Source organism: Thiopseudomonas denitrificans, from assembly GCF_002866065.1.
Classification (GTDB): Bacteria; Pseudomonadota; Gammaproteobacteria; order Pseudomonadales; family Pseudomonadaceae; genus Thiopseudomonas; species Thiopseudomonas denitrificans.
On the sequence record NZ_LNJZ01000005.1, the window covers coordinates 281,945 to 295,867 of the forward strand.

The window sequence follows — 13,923 nt, forward strand, 5'->3', positions numbered from 1 at the left end:
GGTTAAACCAAAACAGGCCGATTGTCTGTGTGCAGCTGCCGGGCGGGTCTGTTGGTGTTGCTGTCGGATGTGTATCATTTATGTCCGGCTGTGCTGCGGGGCTGTTGCATGCAGCAGGCAGATGGCAGGACAGGGTAAACTTGTCATGTACAAAGGTGATCTGGTTCAACATCCGGGCTGGCAAAATCAGGTAAGTTGTCAGCCGGTATCTGGGCAGGCATGCGGCGTGCGAATTCAGGACACAGGGGGCAAAACGGAAGCGATGATAACGGATAACAGGAACAGATTTTGTCTGGCCATGCTCTTGCTGGTCTCGGCGACTGCCCTGTCTGCTGCCGAGCGGCGCAGCATCATTGCGCCGGGAGTGGAGAAGATCATCCATGCCAACGGCACGGTGGAATACCGCCAGGTGGCAATCCCCGAACCGGCAGGGGAAACCGCTGCAGCAACGGCAATGGCGGTACCGGCGGCAGCACCCGGCAACCTGCCGGAAGCCCCGCCTGCAGCATCGGCAAAAACCACTTCGCAGCCGGTGACACAGGCTGTGGTCCCGGCACCGCAGCTCAAGATCTACAAGTTTCGTGACAAGAATGGCGTGGTTACCTACCAGAGCAGGGCGCCCGGTGGCGGCCTGGCATACACCGAATTCAAGCCGCGCCCCGACTGCTTCGCCTGCGCCACCGGCTCCGGGGTCAACTGGGAAACCACCCCCCTGTTTGCCGGCCGTTACGAGCAGGAAATCCTTCACCATGCCAATCTGCACGGCATCAGTCCTGCGCTGGTCAAGGCAGTCATCCATGCCGAATCGGCTTTCAATCCGCAGGCCCGTTCCAGGGTTGGAGCCCAGGGCCTGATGCAGTTGATGCCGGCCACGGCAGCCGAGCTGGGTGTAGCCAGCCCGTTTGACCCGGCACAGAATATCGATGGCGGTGTGCGTTACCTGGCGATGCTGATGAAGATGTACAACCAGGACGTGCGACTGGCAACTGCCGCCTACAATGCCGGGCCGGGAGCGGTGCGGCGTTACAACGGTGTTCCGGCCTACCCGGAAACCCGGGCCTATGTGCAGCGGGTCGCCATTCTCGAGCGTCGTTACCGCCAGGGCAACTGACCGCAGCCTTGCCGGCGCTGCCGGCACATCGAATCCATGGATACAAAAACGGCAGCCCGGGGGCTGCCGTTTCTACCATCCGGAACCGCTCACTCCGCCAGCAACTTTTGCACGTCAACGGCAATGTCGGCCGAGGCCTTGTTGTAATAATCGAGCAGGGCCTTGCCGGGCTGCAGGGCTTTGGCATGGTCATGCAGGATGAGCCTGATGTTTTTCTTTTCCAGCAAGGCCAGTGCTTCCTGTGCTGCGGCGCGTTGCGGCTTTTCAAAATCAAAGGGCAGGGTGGCGACCATGATCACTTCGATTCCCATCTCCAGCGCCAGGTCAACAATCACCGGTGAGGCACCGCTGGCAGTACCGCCACCCAGACCGGTCAGCAGGATCAGGCGGTCGGCACCGCGAATGGAGTAGCGCAGGTCTTCCAGGGACTCTTCTGCCGCCAGCTGGCCGCGGTGTACTGACTGGGCCGGTTTGCCTTCGCAGCTGCTGGCACCGATTTGCAGGCGCTGGTCAAAGGGGCTGGAGGCCAGTGTTGCAGCATTGGTGTTGACCGCCAGAATGTCGCAGCCCAGCTCCTGCTTGACGCGGCTGGCAATGTTCATGCCGGCGCCGCCCAAGCCCATTACTAGAGTTTTACGCATGGAAAACCTCCAACAGGGATAAAAGAATGTACAAACGCCGTAAAGTGCCTGGCGTTATTTCGGATACCGATACCAGCTCTGTGGCCGTCCGGTGTGCCAGGCCGGACATGATGCGGGCGTGTGCCGCCCGTCGGACCCTGGTGCCGCAGCTGCAGATAAAATCGGCACATCATTTTCCGGCTAACATAAGCGAAGGGCGGCTTGATGTAAATACTATCAATGGCTTGCCGGCGGCGGGGTAGCCCGTTCCGGCTCGACCACCAGCAGCCCGCCGTCAACGGCAGTCACCACCACGGGCAGGCCTTCGCTCAATGCAGCGCTGTTGCAGACGGCGGCGTAGGTGCTGTCTTCCAGATATACCCGCCCCTGGCCGTGTACAAATGCCTGGCTGACGCGGGCGCTCCGGCCGATAAAGCCTTCCAGCCCCAGATTGAGGGACTGCGGTTGCCGGTGCAGCAGTTTTTTCTGCCACTTGAGGCCGGCAGCGACCGCAATGCAGATGCTGGCCGCCAGTGCCAGCAGTTGCCAGGCCGGATCAGCCCCGGGTACCAGCAGCAGGAACAGGCCGACCAGTGCTGCGCCGAGCCCGAGCCAGATCAGGAAAATCCCGGGAATGATGATTTCCAGGATCAGCAACAGTGCGGCGGCAATCAGCCAGTACCAGTGCGAGGCAAAAATCAGCTCAAGCATCATTTGGCCTGCGTATTCTTCAGCAGTTCGGTGATGCCGGCGACTGCACCAGTGACACCGGAGGCTTCCAGCGGCATCAGCACCAGCTTGCTGTTGTCACCCTGGCCGATCTGCTGCAGGGCTTCGACATACTTGATGCCGAGAAAGTATTGCAGCGCCTGCACATCGCCCTCGCTGATTGCCTGCGACACCACGCGGGTGGCCTTGGCTTCGGCCAGAGCCTCACGCTCGCGGGCCTCGGCATTGAGGAAGGCGGCTTCTTTTTCGCCCTGGGCCTGCAGCACCTGTGCTTCACGCTGACCCTGCGCCTGCAATACGGCGGCTTCCTTGTCACCATTGGCCTTGGTAACCACGGCGCGGCGGTGGCGTTCGGCGGTCATCTGCAGGTTCATCGCTTCCTGCAGCTCGGGTGACATGCTCAGGTCGCGGATCTCGATGCGGGTGACCTTGATGCCCCAGGGCGTGGTGGCCAGGTCAACGGCAGCCAGCAGGCGCTCGTTGATCTCCTCGCGATTGGACAGCATGTGGTCCAGCTCCATCGAACCCAGCACCGAACGCAGGTTGGTAATGGTCAGGTTGACGATGGCATAGGTCAGGTTGTTGACCTGATAGGCGGCCTTGGCGGCCTCCATGATGCGGTAGAACACCACGCCGTCGGCGGTGACGGCGGCGTTGTCCTTGGAAATCACGGTTTGCGAGGGGACGTCCAGCACCGACTCCATCATTGACAGGCGAAAGCCGATGCGGTCAACAAAGGGAATGATCAGGTTCAGGCCCGGCTCCAGTGTCGCGGTGTAGCGGCCGAAGCGCTCGACCGTCCACTGCTGGCCCTGGGGGACCACCTTGACACCGGCAAAGAAAAACACCACAACCAGTGCCAGCAAGACGGCAAAGAAGGGAAGTAACGCATCCATAACAGACTCCTTGGAAATAATGGGCGGCTTGAGCCGGATGTCCAGAACCCGGGAATTATTATGCTTTTGGTGAAAAAATCAAACCATGTTTTGCGACAAAGGGGTTACCGGGGCCAAAAAACCGCTCAGAGCGTTGCCGGGGATGTCGTGACCAGCGCCCGGTTGTCAGGTTGTATCTGCCGTTTGAACCGGATGGTCACATACAGACCCGTTAGACTTTTGTGGGGTGTTGGCGCTCGTCGCAGGGGCGTATAGTGCAACTGTCTACCTCCTGCGAGAAGACATATTCATGCGTAGCGTTCCTCCCTGGAACGTGTTTGAAGACGGCCTCTTGGCCGTCTTTTTTTTGCGTGCAGAAAATCTTGTGCTGTGTATGCTGGGTGTGAATGCATCTACAAGGAGCTGAGTGACATGACAACGACACACAAGGTTACCCATAACGAGCAGGCGGGAAGTTTCGAGGTGTTTGTTGAAGGGCATCGCGCCCATCTGGACTATCGCAAGGTGGACGACAACACTCTGGATTTTTGCCACACTTTTGTACCCAACGAATTACGCGGCAAGGGGCTGGCTGCGGTGGTCACGGCTGCGGCACTGGAATATGCCCGCGACAAGGGTTTTGAAGTCATTCCCAGCTGCAGCTATGTCGAGGTGTATCTGAAGCGTGAGGCCGGCAAGGCCTGAGCAGGCTGCTGCAGCGTCTGAATCAAAGAAGCCCCGGAATTGGGGCTTCTTTTTGTGCCTTGAGCTGTGCAGCTTAGCCGCGCTGGCGCTTGGGCAGCACATCCTTGAGCTTGTCACGCATGGCGCGCAGGGAGCGCTCCGTGGTGTCCCAGTCGATGCAGGCATCGGTAATCGAGATGCCGTACTTGAGCTGGCTGATGTCCTCGCAAATGGACTGGTTACCCCAGCCCAGATGGCTTTCAATCATCAGGCTGCTGATCGAGCTGTTGCCGTCGACAATCTGGGTGGTGATGTTTTCCAGCACCAGCGGCTGCAGGGCCGGGTCCTTGTTGGAGTTGGCATGGCTGCAGTCGATCATGATGTTTGGAGTGATCTTGTTCTTGACCAGCTCCTGCTCGCACAGGGCAACGCTGACCGAGTCGTAGTTGGGCTTGCCGTTGCCGCCGCGCAGCACCACGTGGCCGTAAGGATTGCCTTTGGTGGTGACGATCGATACCTGGCCGCTCTGGTCGATGCCAAGAAAGCGGTGCGGGCTGGAAACCGACTGCAGCGCGTTGATCGCAACGGTCAGGCCGCCGTCGGTGCCGTTCTTGAAGCCGACTGCCGAAGACAGGCCGGAGGCCATTTCACGGTGAGTCTGGGATTCGGTGGTACGTGCGCCAATGGCCGACCAGCTGATCAGGTCCTGCATGTACTGTGGCGTGATCGGGTCCAGCGCTTCGGTCGCGGTCGGCAGGCCTTTCTCCGCCAGGTCCAGCAACAACTGGCGACCGATATGCAGGCCGTCCTCGATGCGGAACGAGTCATCCAGATAGGGGTCGTTGATCAGCCCCTTCCAGCCGACCGTGGTGCGCGGTTTTTCAAAGTAGACCCGCATGATGATGTACAGCGTATCGGACAGCTCGTCGGCCAGAGCCTTGAGACGGTCGGCGTATTCGTGGGCAGCCTTCAGGTCATGGATGGAGCAGGGGCCGATGACGATAAACAGGCGGTGATCCTTGCCATCCAGAATATCACGCACCACCTGGCGGCCTTCGCTAACGGTCTGGCGGGCCTTGTCGGTAAGCGGGATTTTCTTTTTCAGCTGATCGGGCGTGATCAGCGCGATATTGGAAGAAATGTTCAGGTCACTGATGGGTAAATCGGCCATTTGGGTCACTCGCTGGAGGTGATTTTGAAATCTTGAAAATAATAACAGCAAACCATAACCTTTTGCAGGCAGGAGCGAAAGGGCCGGCTGAAAACAGCCGTCAGCCTTGTGCTGCAGTGGTCCCGGCACCGAAAGCTGGCCATTTTGCCCCGACAGGCAAGCCGCGCTGCGCCTGCAGGCGCAACAGGCGCATTGACGGCAAGCCGGGCGATGTGCTTTTCATTGGTCAGATGGCGACTAAAGCAGTACAATCCCGCACTTGATCCGTTTTCCATCAGGAGTCCATGGTGGCTGTCGTTTTTGTTGCCGCTTCAAAATTGCCCACCCCGTTTGCCGAGTTCACCATGCATGGTTTTCTGGATGAGGAAACCGGCAAGGAGCACGTGGCCCTGACGCTGGGCGATGTCGCAGATGGCGAGCCGGTGCTGGGCCGCCTGCACTCCGAATGCCTGACCGGCGACGCCCTGTTCAGCCAGCGTTGCGATTGCGGCGCCCAGCTTGAGGCGGCCCTGCATGCCATTGCCGCAGAGGGCCGTGGCGTATTGCTGTACCTGCGCCAGGAAGGCCGTGGCATCGGCCTGCTCAACAAGATCCGCGCCTACCAGCTGCAGGATGGCGGTGCCGATACGGTCGAGGCCAATGAACAACTCGGCTTTGCCGCCGACCTGCGTGACTACTCGATCTGCAAACCGATGCTTGACCATCTGGGCATCCACTCCCTGCGCCTGATGACCAATAACCCGCGCAAGGTCAACGCAGTACAGGGCTTTGGTGTAGTTGTTAGTGAACGCAAGCCGCTGCAGGTGGGCGAGAATTCCCACAACAGGCTGTATCTGGCTACCAAGGCCAACAAACTGGGGCACTGGCTGGGTCGCGAGCACCAGGACGAGCATCACGACTGACCATGCAGACAGGTTCCTTGCGTCTCCGTTCCGCCGGACAGTGGTGGCTGGCATTGCTGGTATTGGCGGCAATCCTGCTGGTTCCGTTGCCGTTCCGGTTGACAGCCTTGCTGCAACATTCGCTGGCCGGGCTGATCTTTTTCGTTGCCGGCCTGCTGACGGTGTTTTTTAGCCGTTCGCCTTTCAATACCTTCAAGTCTGTCCTGGTCGAGTTTTCGGTCGCGGTGCCCCAGCGCTTGCCAAAACTGTGGCAGACCTACTTTCTGGTGCGCCGCCGGGCCCTGCTGACCGCAATGTTGCCGGCCGTTGCCGCTTTGCTTGGCCGCCTGTCGGGGCTGGAGCAGACACCAGTACTTCTGTTGTGCCTGACCAGCATGCTGCTGCTCTGGCTGTACCGCACACCCAGGCAGCTGTGGTAGGCCGCAGGGCTGCTGTCAGGATGTTTTCGTAGCGGGTGACGCAGCGATCGATTTCCGGAGTTGATCTATGAATTTTGTTTACAGTGCACGCAGTCGTGCCATTGAGCCTTTTCATGTCATGGCCCTGCTGCAGCGGGCCAACGAGCTGCAGGCGGCTGGCCATGACGTGATCCACCTGGAAATCGGCGAGCCGGACTTCAGCACTGCCACGCCGGTGAAGGACGCCGCCCGGGCCGCGCTGGATGCCGGCGCAACCGCCTATACCCCGGCGCTGGGCTTGCCACAATTGCGTGAAGCAATTGCCGGGCTCTATCAGCAGCGCCACGGGCTGCAGCTCGATCCGGGCCGGATCGTGGTCACCCCGGGCGGCTCCGGTGCCTTGCTGCTGGCCAGCGCCCTGCTGGTCGACCCGGGCAAGCACTGGCTGCTGGCCGATCCGGGCTATCCGTGCAACCGCCATTTCTTGCGCGTGGTGGAGGGCGGTGCCCAGCTGGTTCCGGTCGGACCAGAAACCAATTACCAGCTGACCGCCGACCTCGTACAGCGTTACTGGGATGCCGATTGCGTCGGCGCGCTGGTCGCTTCACCGGCCAACCCGACCGGTACCGTACTGGCGCGGGACGAGCTGGCCAGCCTGAGCCAGGCGGTGCAGGCACAGCGCGGAGTGCTGCTGGTGGACGAGATCTACCACGGCCTGACCTACGGCATGGACGCGCCCAGCGTGCTGGAAGTGGACAACAACGCCTTTGTGCTCAACAGCTTTTCCAAGTACTTCGGCATGACCGGCTGGCGGCTGGGCTGGCTGGTGGCGCCGGAAAACGCCGTGCCCGAACTGGAGAAACTGGCGCAGAACCTGTTCATCAGCGCACCGACCCTGGCACAGCATGCGGCGCTGGCCTGTTTCACGCCGGCGGCGCAGGACATTTTCGAGCAGCGCAGGCACGAATTTGCCGCCCGCCGCGACTACCTGTTACCGGCGCTGCGCGAGCTGGGCTTCAGGATCGAGGTCGAACCACAGGGCGCGTTTTACCTGTATGCGAATATCTCCGCCTTTGGTGGTGATTCCTACGAATTCTGCCGCTATTTCCTCGAAGAACAGCACGTCGCGCTGACTCCGGGAATCGATTTTGGCCGTCACCGTGCTGCCGAGCACGTGCGCTTTGCCTATACCCAGCCAATACCCCGTTTGCAGCAAGCCGTGGCGCGTATTGCTGCCGGCCTGAGCGCATGGAAAGCCCGTCATGCAGTTTGATGCAGCGCTAGAGCAGGGGCGTCTGCTGAAACGCTACAAGCGCTTTTTTGCCGACATGGAAGCTGCCGATGGCGAGCTGGTGACGGCACACTGTCCGAATACCGGCTCGATGCTCAATTGCCTGCAAGAAGGCGCAACCGCCTGGTTTGTGCGCAATGACGACCCCGGACGCAAGCTCAAGGCCACGCTGGAGATTTTGCAGACGCCCCATGGCCGGCTGGCCTGCGTCAACACCGGCCGCGCCAATGCGCTGGTCGAGGAAGCGCTGCAAAACGGGGTGATCAGTGAACTGGCCGGTTTCGACCGTTTGCGCCGTGAAGTGCGTTATGGCGAAGAAAACAGCCGTGCCGATTTTTGTCTGGAGTTTGGTGAAGAGCAGGTGTTTGTCGAGGTGAAAAGCGTGACTCTCGGTTTTCCTGATTCTGATATTGCAGCTTTTCCTGATGCGATAACCGAGCGCGGCACCAAACACCTGCGCGAACTGACCCGCCTGGCCCGGGCCGGCCAGCGTACCGTATTGCTCTATTGCGTGAATCTGACCGGTATCACCGGGGTGCGTGCCGCCGCCGAAATCGACCCCGCCTATGCCGCTGCACTAGCCGAAGCCAAGGCCGCTGGCGTTACAGTATTGGCCTACGGCGTTGACATCCTGCCGGATGAGGGACGTATCGAAGTGGTTCGTCAATTGCAACTGGTTTGATATTGTGCGAATTCATTCGCACATGCATCTTGCCCCGGGCGTGACAGGTTGCGCGGATGTTCGAATGAATTCGAACCTACAAAGCCGGGCTGTTGTGTAGGTGCGAATTCATTCGCACATGGATCTTGCACCGGGTGTGACCGAGGCTGCTCTTTATAACCATGCAGCATCCCAGTGGGGGTAATCCTTCACGCTGCTCACCAATCCGGCCCGCAGAGGGTTGGCAATGATGTACCTTGCGATCTTCCGAAGGTCCTCTTCTTTGCGTATGGCGCGATCAAAATAGGCTTTTTGCCAGACAGGTCCGGTGCGTTTCAGGCAGGTGTTAATGGATTGCGCCGAGCGGGCCTTCAGTTTTTTCATGACGACGCCAAGGGATTCGGCATCACCCAGCTGGAACAGCCAGTGTAAATGATCAGGCATGACAACCTAGGCGAGTGACGAAACCAAAGACTGGTCATGCAGCCTGCGCATTTCGTGGATGACCTCGCGTGCGCACGTCAAGTCGTAAAACAGTGGCTGGTCGCGCCTGGCCAGTACGGTAGTGACAAAGTAAATGCGGCCGCTTTCGCTATGGCGGCCTTTAAGAAGCTCTGAATAAGACATGATCCTTATGTCTCCTGTTAGGTATCAATCCGTTTTGTGCGAATAAATTCGCACCTACAGGTCAATAACCAAGGCTCGGGGTCTGATCATTGGAGCGGCAGCAGTCCGGCAAAGCCGGACCAGAATCCCTCCAGTCGCACGGTGTGCAGGGCGGGGAGGACCGTAGCAAAGCCTTGTCGACATGTCCGGCTTGCCGGGCGTGGCGACGCGAGCTTTGCGGAGTGTTCTCTCCGCCCTTGGTACCTAAGTGCTAAAAATCCCCCGCGAGCTTTGCGGAGTGTTCTCTCCGCCCTTGGTACCTAAGTGCTAAAAATCCCCCGCGAGCTTTGCGGAGTGTTCTCGCCCTTGGTACCTAAGTGCTAAAAATCCCCCGTGAGCTTTGCGGAGTGTCTTTCCCACCCAATCACCACAAGTGCAAAAACCAACTACCCGGCCAACATCTTTCTGGCATGCGCCAGCGACTCTTCCGTCATTTCGACACCACCGAGCATCCGCGCCACCTCTTCGGTGCGTTGTTCCGGTGCCAGCTCGCGCACCGCAGTCGAGGTGCTGTCCTTGCCGCGCTGCTTATAGACGAACAGGTGTTGATGCCCCTGTGCCGCCACCTGCGGCAGGTGAGTCACGGTCAGCACCTGCCCGGTTTCGCCGAGTTGACGCAGCAACTGGCCGACAATTTCGGCAGTGGGGCCGCCAATGCCGACATCCACTTCGTCGAAGACCAGCGTCGGCACGCGCGAGGTCTGGGCGGTAATCACCTGGATGGCCAGGCTGATGCGTGACAGCTCGCCACCGGAGGCAACGCGGGCCAGTGCTTTGACCGGTTGGCCCGGGTTGGCGCTGACCAGAAATTCGATGCTTTCCAGACCATGCACCACCGGCTGCGAACTGTCACTGGTGCTCAGGCAGATCTCGAAGCGTCCGCCCGGCATGCCCAGCCCCTGCATGCGTTCGCTCACGGCCTTTTGCAGCTTCTTCGCTGCTCCGGCCCGTTTGCTGCCCAAGGTAGCGGCCTTGGTGGCATAGGTGGCGGCCAGCTGTTCCAGCTCGGTAGCCAGTGTTTCCAGCTGGCCGTCCTCGCCCTGCAGCCCTTCCAGGTCCTGCAGCAGTTGCTGGTGCAACTCGCTCAGCTCGTGCGGCTGCACGCGGTGCTTGCGGGCCAGGCTGTAGATGCTGTCCAGCCGTTCATCCACCCACTGCTGGCGCTCGGGGTCGCAATCAAAGTTGTCGATGAAACGGTTCAGTTCGCCGACCGCTTCCTCGATCTGGATCTGGGCGCTGGTCAGCAGCTCGTTGCATTGCAGCAGGGCGGCCGGCGGCTGGCTGAAGGCACGGCCACGGTTCAGGCCGCTGGCCAGTGCGGCCAGCACGGTACTGCCTTCGCCCTCGCTGCACAGGTCGATGATGAAACGGCAATGCTCCAGCAGCTGACCTGCCTGGGACAGGGTTTGCTGCTCCTGCTCCAGCGCTTCCAGCTCGTCCTCGCCCAGCGACAAGGCATCCAGCTCTTCCAGCTGGTAGCTGAGCAGCTGGATGCGCGACTGCTGTTCCTCGCTGTTGCTGGACAGGCGTTGCAACAGGCTGTTTTTCTGTTGCCACTGGCGGGCGATCTGGCTGACCTCCTGGCTCAGGGGCAGCACATTGGCATACTCGTCCAGCAGGCGGCGATGGGTATCGGTTTTCAGCAGCGACTGATGTTCGTGCTGGCTGTGGATGTCGATCAGCAGCGCACCCAGCTCGCGCAGGTCGGCCTGGGTGCAGGGCGTGCCGTTGATGTAGCCGCGTGAGCGGCCTTCGGCGGTGATGACCCGGCGCAGCAGGCACTGCCCGTCATTGTCCAGGTCGCGTTCGGCCAGCCAGGCAGCGGCTTCGGGAATCGACCGGATGTCGAAGCTGGCCAGAATGTCCGCCTTGTCTGCACCGGGGCGCACCACGCCGCTATCGGCGCGGGCACCCAGTGTCAGGCTGAGGGCGTCGAGCATGATCGACTTGCCGGCACCGGTCTCGCCGGTGATCACGCTCATACCCGGTTTCAGCTCCAGATCCAGGTGATCGACAATGGCATAGTTGTGTACGGTCAGTTGCAGCAGCATGGTGTGTGCTCCGGTCTTTTTATGCTGTGTATTTATACAGTGAATTGTTTTTGCGTACAAGCATTGCAGTAAAAATCGTGCCGGTTGCTTGAACTGTTGTCGCTACGTCCCCATATAGGCGTCACTTTGGATATTCGGCATGCGCCTGCGGGCGGCATGTGGTTACAGACAGCAACGAGGAATGATGATGACAGACGAACAGCAACAGGATCAGGACGCACCGCTCAGCGAAGAACAGGTCGCGCAGGAACTGGAGCAGGGCGGCCTGCAGGCCCGTGTCGAAGAGCTGGAGGCGCAACTGGCCGAAGCCAGGGACCAGGCGCTGCGTGCGGTTGCCGAAATGCAGAACATCCGCCGCCGTAGCGAGCAGGATGTCGAGAAGGCCCACAAGTTCGCGCTGGAAAAATTCGCCGGCGACATGCTGGCCGTGGTCGACTCGCTGGAGCGGGGCACCCAGGTGGCCGATCAGGCCAATGAGGCGGTCAAGCCGATGCTCGAAGGTATGCAGCTGACCCTCAAGCAGTTGCTCGATACCCTCAGGCGCTTTCAGGTCGAGCGGGTCGATCCGCTGGGTCAGCCGTTCAACCCCGAGCTGCATCAGGCCATGGCAATGGAAGAAAGCACCAGCGCCGAGCCCGACAGCGTGCTCAAGGTGTTCCAGTGCGGCTACACCCTCAACGGCAGGCTGCTGCGCCCGGCCATGGTGGTGGTGAGCAAGGCACCCAGCGAAGCGCCGGTGAAAATTGACGAACAGGCTTGAAAAGCCGGTTTGCAGCCCCATTAAGTGTCCATCAGTTTCAAACATTGCCATTAGCTAAACGTTTTTTTGGAGTCATCAGACATGAGCAAGATTATCGGTATTGACCTGGGTACTACCAACTCCTGTGTTTCCGTACTGGAAAACGGTGTATCCAAGATTATTGAAAACGCCGAAGGCGGCCGTACCACCCCGTCCATCATCGCCTACACCAACGACGGCGAGATTCTGGTCGGTCAGGCGGCCAAGCGTCAGGCAGTAACCAACCCGCAAAACACCCTGTACGCGGTCAAGCGCCTGATCGGTCGCCGTTTCGACGAAGACGTCGTGCAGAAAGACATCAAGATGGTGCCTTACACCATTGTCAAGGCCGACAACGGCGATGCCTGGGTTGAGGTAAAGGGCGAGAAAATGGCTCCACCTCAAATCTCCGCCGAAGTGCTGAAAAAGATGAAGAAAACCGCCGAGGACTACCTGGGCGAGCCGGTCACCGAAGCGGTGGTTACCGTTCCTGCGTACTTTAACGACAGCCAGCGTCAGGCCACTAAAGATGCTGGCCGCATTGCTGGTCTGGACGTTAAACGCATTATCAACGAGCCAACCGCTGCGGCACTGGCCTACGGTATGGACAAGGGCAAGGGCGACCACACCATTATCGTCTATGACCTGGGTGGCGGTACCTTTGACGTATCCGTGATTGAAATTGCCGAGATCGACGGCGAGCACCAGTTCGAGGTTCTGGCCACCAACGGTGATACCTTCCTCGGTGGTGAAGACTTCGACATCCGCCTGATCGACTATCTGGCCGACGAGTTCAAGAAAGAGAACGGCATGGATCTGAAAGGCGACCCGCTGGCCATGCAGCGCCTGAAAGAAGCCGCCGAGAAAGCCAAGATCGAGCTGTCCTCCGCCCAGCAGACCGACGTCAACCTGCCGTACGTCACTGCCGATGCCACCGGTCCAAAACACCTGAACGTCAAAGTGACCCGTGCCAAGCTGGAATCGCTGGTCGAGGACCTGGTCAAGCGCACGCTGGAGCCTTGCCGCATTGCGCTGCAGGATGCCGGCCTGGATGCCAAGGCGATCAACGACGTGATTCTGGTCGGTGGCCAGACCCGCATGCCGCTGGTCCAGCAAACCGTGGCCGATTTCTTCGGCACCGAAGCGCGTAAAGACGTCAATCCGGACGAAGCCGTGGCCATGGGTGCCGCCATTCAGGGCGCGGTTCTGGCTGGTGACGTAAAAGACGTGCTGCTGCTCGACGTGACCCCGCTGACCCTGGGTATCGAAACCATGGGCGGCGTGATGACCGCGCTGATCGAGAAGAACACCACCATCCCGAGCAAGAAGTCGCAGGTGTTCTCAACCGCCGACGACAATCAGGGTGCGGTAACCATTCACGTGCTGCAGGGCGAGCGCAAGCAGGCCGCGCAGAACAAGTCACTGGGCAAATTTGACCTGGCCGACATTCCGCCAGCGCCACGTGGTGTGCCACAAATCGAGGTAACCTTTGACATCGACGCCAACGGTATCCTCAACGTGTCCGCCAAGGACAAGGCCACCGGCAAGCAGCAGTCCATCGTGATCAAGGCCAACTCCGGCCTGAGCGACGAGGAAATCGAGCAAATGGTGCGCGATGCCGAGGCGAATGCCGAGGAAGACCGCAAGTTCGAGGAGCTGGTTACCGCCCGCAACCAGGGTGACCAGCTGGTTCACGCCACCAAAAAGATGCTGTCCGAGCATGCCGACAAGGTGAGTGACGACGAAAAAACCGCCATCGAGGCCGCACTGGCCGAGCTGGAAGAAGCGCTGAAAGGCGACGATAAGGAAGCCATCGACGCGAAGGTCGAGGCCCTGTCCCAGGCCAGCGCTCCGGTAGCGCAGAAGATGTACGCCGAACAGGCTGAAGCAGGCCAGGCCGAAGCGGATGCCGGTCAGGCCAGCGATGCGGACGACGTGGTGGATGCCGAGTTCGAGGAAGTCAAGGAAGACGACAAGAAGTAAGGC

The 13,923-nt window shown here is 60.0% G+C and carries 14 protein-coding genes and 1 pseudogene; 8 read left to right on the forward strand and 7 right to left on the reverse strand.

Annotated features, from left to right (window positions below; all coding sequences use genetic code 11):
* Positions 1-298: 298 nt before the first annotated feature.
* Positions 299-1,111: a transglycosylase SLT domain-containing protein gene (locus AR306_RS04650; protein WP_240622477.1), complete on the forward strand. Its 813-nt coding sequence runs from the start codon at positions 299-301 to the stop codon at positions 1,109-1,111.
* An 89-nt stretch (positions 1,112-1,200) separates the two neighbouring features.
* Here AR306_RS04650 and AR306_RS04655 read toward each other — a convergent pair whose 3' ends face one another.
* The 3 genes from AR306_RS04655 to AR306_RS04665 form a co-directional block, all read right to left on the reverse strand.
* Entirely contained in the window at positions 1,201-1,752 is a 552-nt protein-coding gene (locus AR306_RS04655) for an FtsZ/tubulin family protein (protein WP_101496384.1), read from the reverse strand.
* A gap of 216 nt (positions 1,753-1,968) precedes the next feature.
* Positions 1,969-2,442, reverse strand: coding sequence for an NfeD family protein (locus AR306_RS04660; protein WP_166627900.1), 474 nt, complete (start codon positions 2,440-2,442; stop codon positions 1,969-1,971).
* The gene (locus AR306_RS04665) at positions 2,442-3,356 is read right to left on the reverse strand and encodes an SPFH domain-containing protein (RefSeq protein ID WP_101496386.1); all 915 of its coding nucleotides are present in this window, start codon (positions 3,354-3,356) and stop codon (positions 2,442-2,444) included. Before AR306_RS04665 ends, AR306_RS04660 begins: the two co-directional genes overlap by 1 nt.
* A gap of 411 nt (positions 3,357-3,767) precedes the next feature.
* Here AR306_RS04665 and AR306_RS04670 point away from each other — a divergent pair, with 411 nt between their 5' ends.
* On the forward strand, positions 3,768-4,040 hold the full coding sequence (locus tag AR306_RS04670) for a GNAT family N-acetyltransferase (RefSeq protein WP_101496387.1): 273 nt from the start codon (positions 3,768-3,770) through the stop codon (positions 4,038-4,040).
* Between the two features lie 73 nt (positions 4,041-4,113).
* Here the strand turns inward: AR306_RS04670 and AR306_RS04675 are convergent, their stop codons facing one another.
* Positions 4,114-5,190 carry a 3-deoxy-7-phosphoheptulonate synthase gene (locus AR306_RS04675; RefSeq protein ID WP_101496388.1) on the reverse strand — a complete coding sequence of 359 codons (1,077 nt, stop codon included), beginning with the start codon at positions 5,188-5,190 and terminating at the stop codon, positions 4,114-4,116.
* 5 nt (positions 5,191-5,195) lie between these two features.
* Positions 5,196-5,465: a hypothetical protein gene (locus tag AR306_RS13145; protein ID WP_133539746.1), complete on the reverse strand. Its 270-nt coding sequence runs from the start codon at positions 5,463-5,465 to the stop codon at positions 5,196-5,198.
* Between the two features lie 12 nt (positions 5,466-5,477).
* On the opposite strand from AR306_RS13145, the gene ribA reads away from it, so the two are divergent.
* From ribA to sfsA, 4 genes are all read left to right on the forward strand, one after another.
* Entirely contained in the window at positions 5,478-6,092 is a 615-nt protein-coding gene (ribA, locus tag AR306_RS04680) for a GTP cyclohydrolase II (RefSeq protein WP_166627901.1), read from the forward strand.
* A 17-nt stretch (positions 6,093-6,109) separates the two neighbouring features.
* On the forward strand, positions 6,110-6,511 hold the full coding sequence (locus AR306_RS04685) for an MFS transporter (RefSeq protein WP_133539748.1): 402 nt from the start codon (positions 6,110-6,112) through the stop codon (positions 6,509-6,511).
* A gap of 67 nt (positions 6,512-6,578) precedes the next feature.
* Positions 6,579-7,763: a pyridoxal phosphate-dependent aminotransferase gene (locus tag AR306_RS04690; protein WP_101496391.1), complete on the forward strand. Its 1,185-nt coding sequence runs from the start codon at positions 6,579-6,581 to the stop codon at positions 7,761-7,763.
* Positions 7,753-8,463, forward strand: a complete 711-nt coding sequence (gene sfsA, locus AR306_RS04695; RefSeq protein WP_101496392.1) for a DNA/RNA nuclease SfsA — start codon at positions 7,753-7,755, stop codon at positions 8,461-8,463. Before AR306_RS04690 ends, sfsA begins: the two co-directional genes overlap by 11 nt.
* A 153-nt stretch (positions 8,464-8,616) precedes the next feature.
* Here sfsA and AR306_RS13705 read toward each other — a convergent pair.
* Together AR306_RS13705 and recN are read right to left on the reverse strand one after the other, a co-directional pair.
* A pseudogene (locus tag AR306_RS13705) lies at positions 8,617-9,069 on the reverse strand (REP-associated tyrosine transposase).
* 425 nt (positions 9,070-9,494) lie between these two features.
* On the reverse strand, positions 9,495-11,159 hold the full coding sequence (gene recN / locus AR306_RS04705; RefSeq protein ID WP_101496393.1) for a DNA repair protein RecN: 1,665 nt from the start codon (positions 11,157-11,159) through the stop codon (positions 9,495-9,497).
* A 187-nt stretch (positions 11,160-11,346) separates the two neighbouring features.
* Between recN and grpE the strand changes: the two genes are divergently transcribed.
* Both grpE and dnaK read left to right on the forward strand, forming a co-directional pair.
* Positions 11,347-11,919, forward strand: coding sequence for a nucleotide exchange factor GrpE (gene grpE / locus AR306_RS04710; RefSeq protein WP_101496507.1), 573 nt, complete (start codon positions 11,347-11,349; stop codon positions 11,917-11,919).
* A gap of 81 nt (positions 11,920-12,000) precedes the next feature.
* A complete protein-coding gene (gene dnaK / locus AR306_RS04715; protein WP_101496394.1) occupies positions 12,001-13,920 on the forward strand; it encodes a molecular chaperone DnaK in 1,920 nt (639 codons plus the stop codon).
* Positions 13,921-13,923: the final 3 nt, after the last annotated feature.

Coding starts and splice junctions, on each gene's coding strand:
- sfsA (WP_101496392.1), top strand. CDS start 7,753: ATGCAGTTTGATGCAGCGCTAGAGCAGGGGCGTCTGCTGAAACGCTAC.
- grpE (WP_101496507.1), top strand. CDS start 11,347: ATGACAGACGAACAGCAACAGGATCAGGACGCACCGCTCAGCGAAGAA.
- AR306_RS13145 (WP_133539746.1), bottom strand. CDS start 5,465: ATGGAAAACGGATCAAGTGCGGGATTGTACTGCTTTAGTCGCCATCTG.
- AR306_RS04675 (WP_101496388.1), bottom strand. CDS start 5,190: ATGGCCGATTTACCCATCAGTGACCTGAACATTTCTTCCAATATCGCG.
- AR306_RS04670 (WP_101496387.1), top strand. CDS start 3,768: ATGACAACGACACACAAGGTTACCCATAACGAGCAGGCGGGAAGTTTC.
- AR306_RS04690 (WP_101496391.1), top strand. CDS start 6,579: ATGAATTTTGTTTACAGTGCACGCAGTCGTGCCATTGAGCCTTTTCAT.
- AR306_RS04650 (WP_240622477.1), top strand. CDS start 299: ATGCTCTTGCTGGTCTCGGCGACTGCCCTGTCTGCTGCCGAGCGGCGC.
- AR306_RS04655 (WP_101496384.1), bottom strand. CDS start 1,752: ATGCGTAAAACTCTAGTAATGGGCTTGGGCGGCGCCGGCATGAACATT.
- AR306_RS04660 (WP_166627900.1), bottom strand. CDS start 2,442: ATGCTTGAGCTGATTTTTGCCTCGCACTGGTACTGGCTGATTGCCGCC.
- dnaK (WP_101496394.1), top strand. CDS start 12,001: ATGAGCAAGATTATCGGTATTGACCTGGGTACTACCAACTCCTGTGTT.
- recN (WP_101496393.1), bottom strand. CDS start 11,159: ATGCTGCTGCAACTGACCGTACACAACTATGCCATTGTCGATCACCTG.
- AR306_RS04665 (WP_101496386.1), bottom strand. CDS start 3,356: ATGGATGCGTTACTTCCCTTCTTTGCCGTCTTGCTGGCACTGGTTGTG.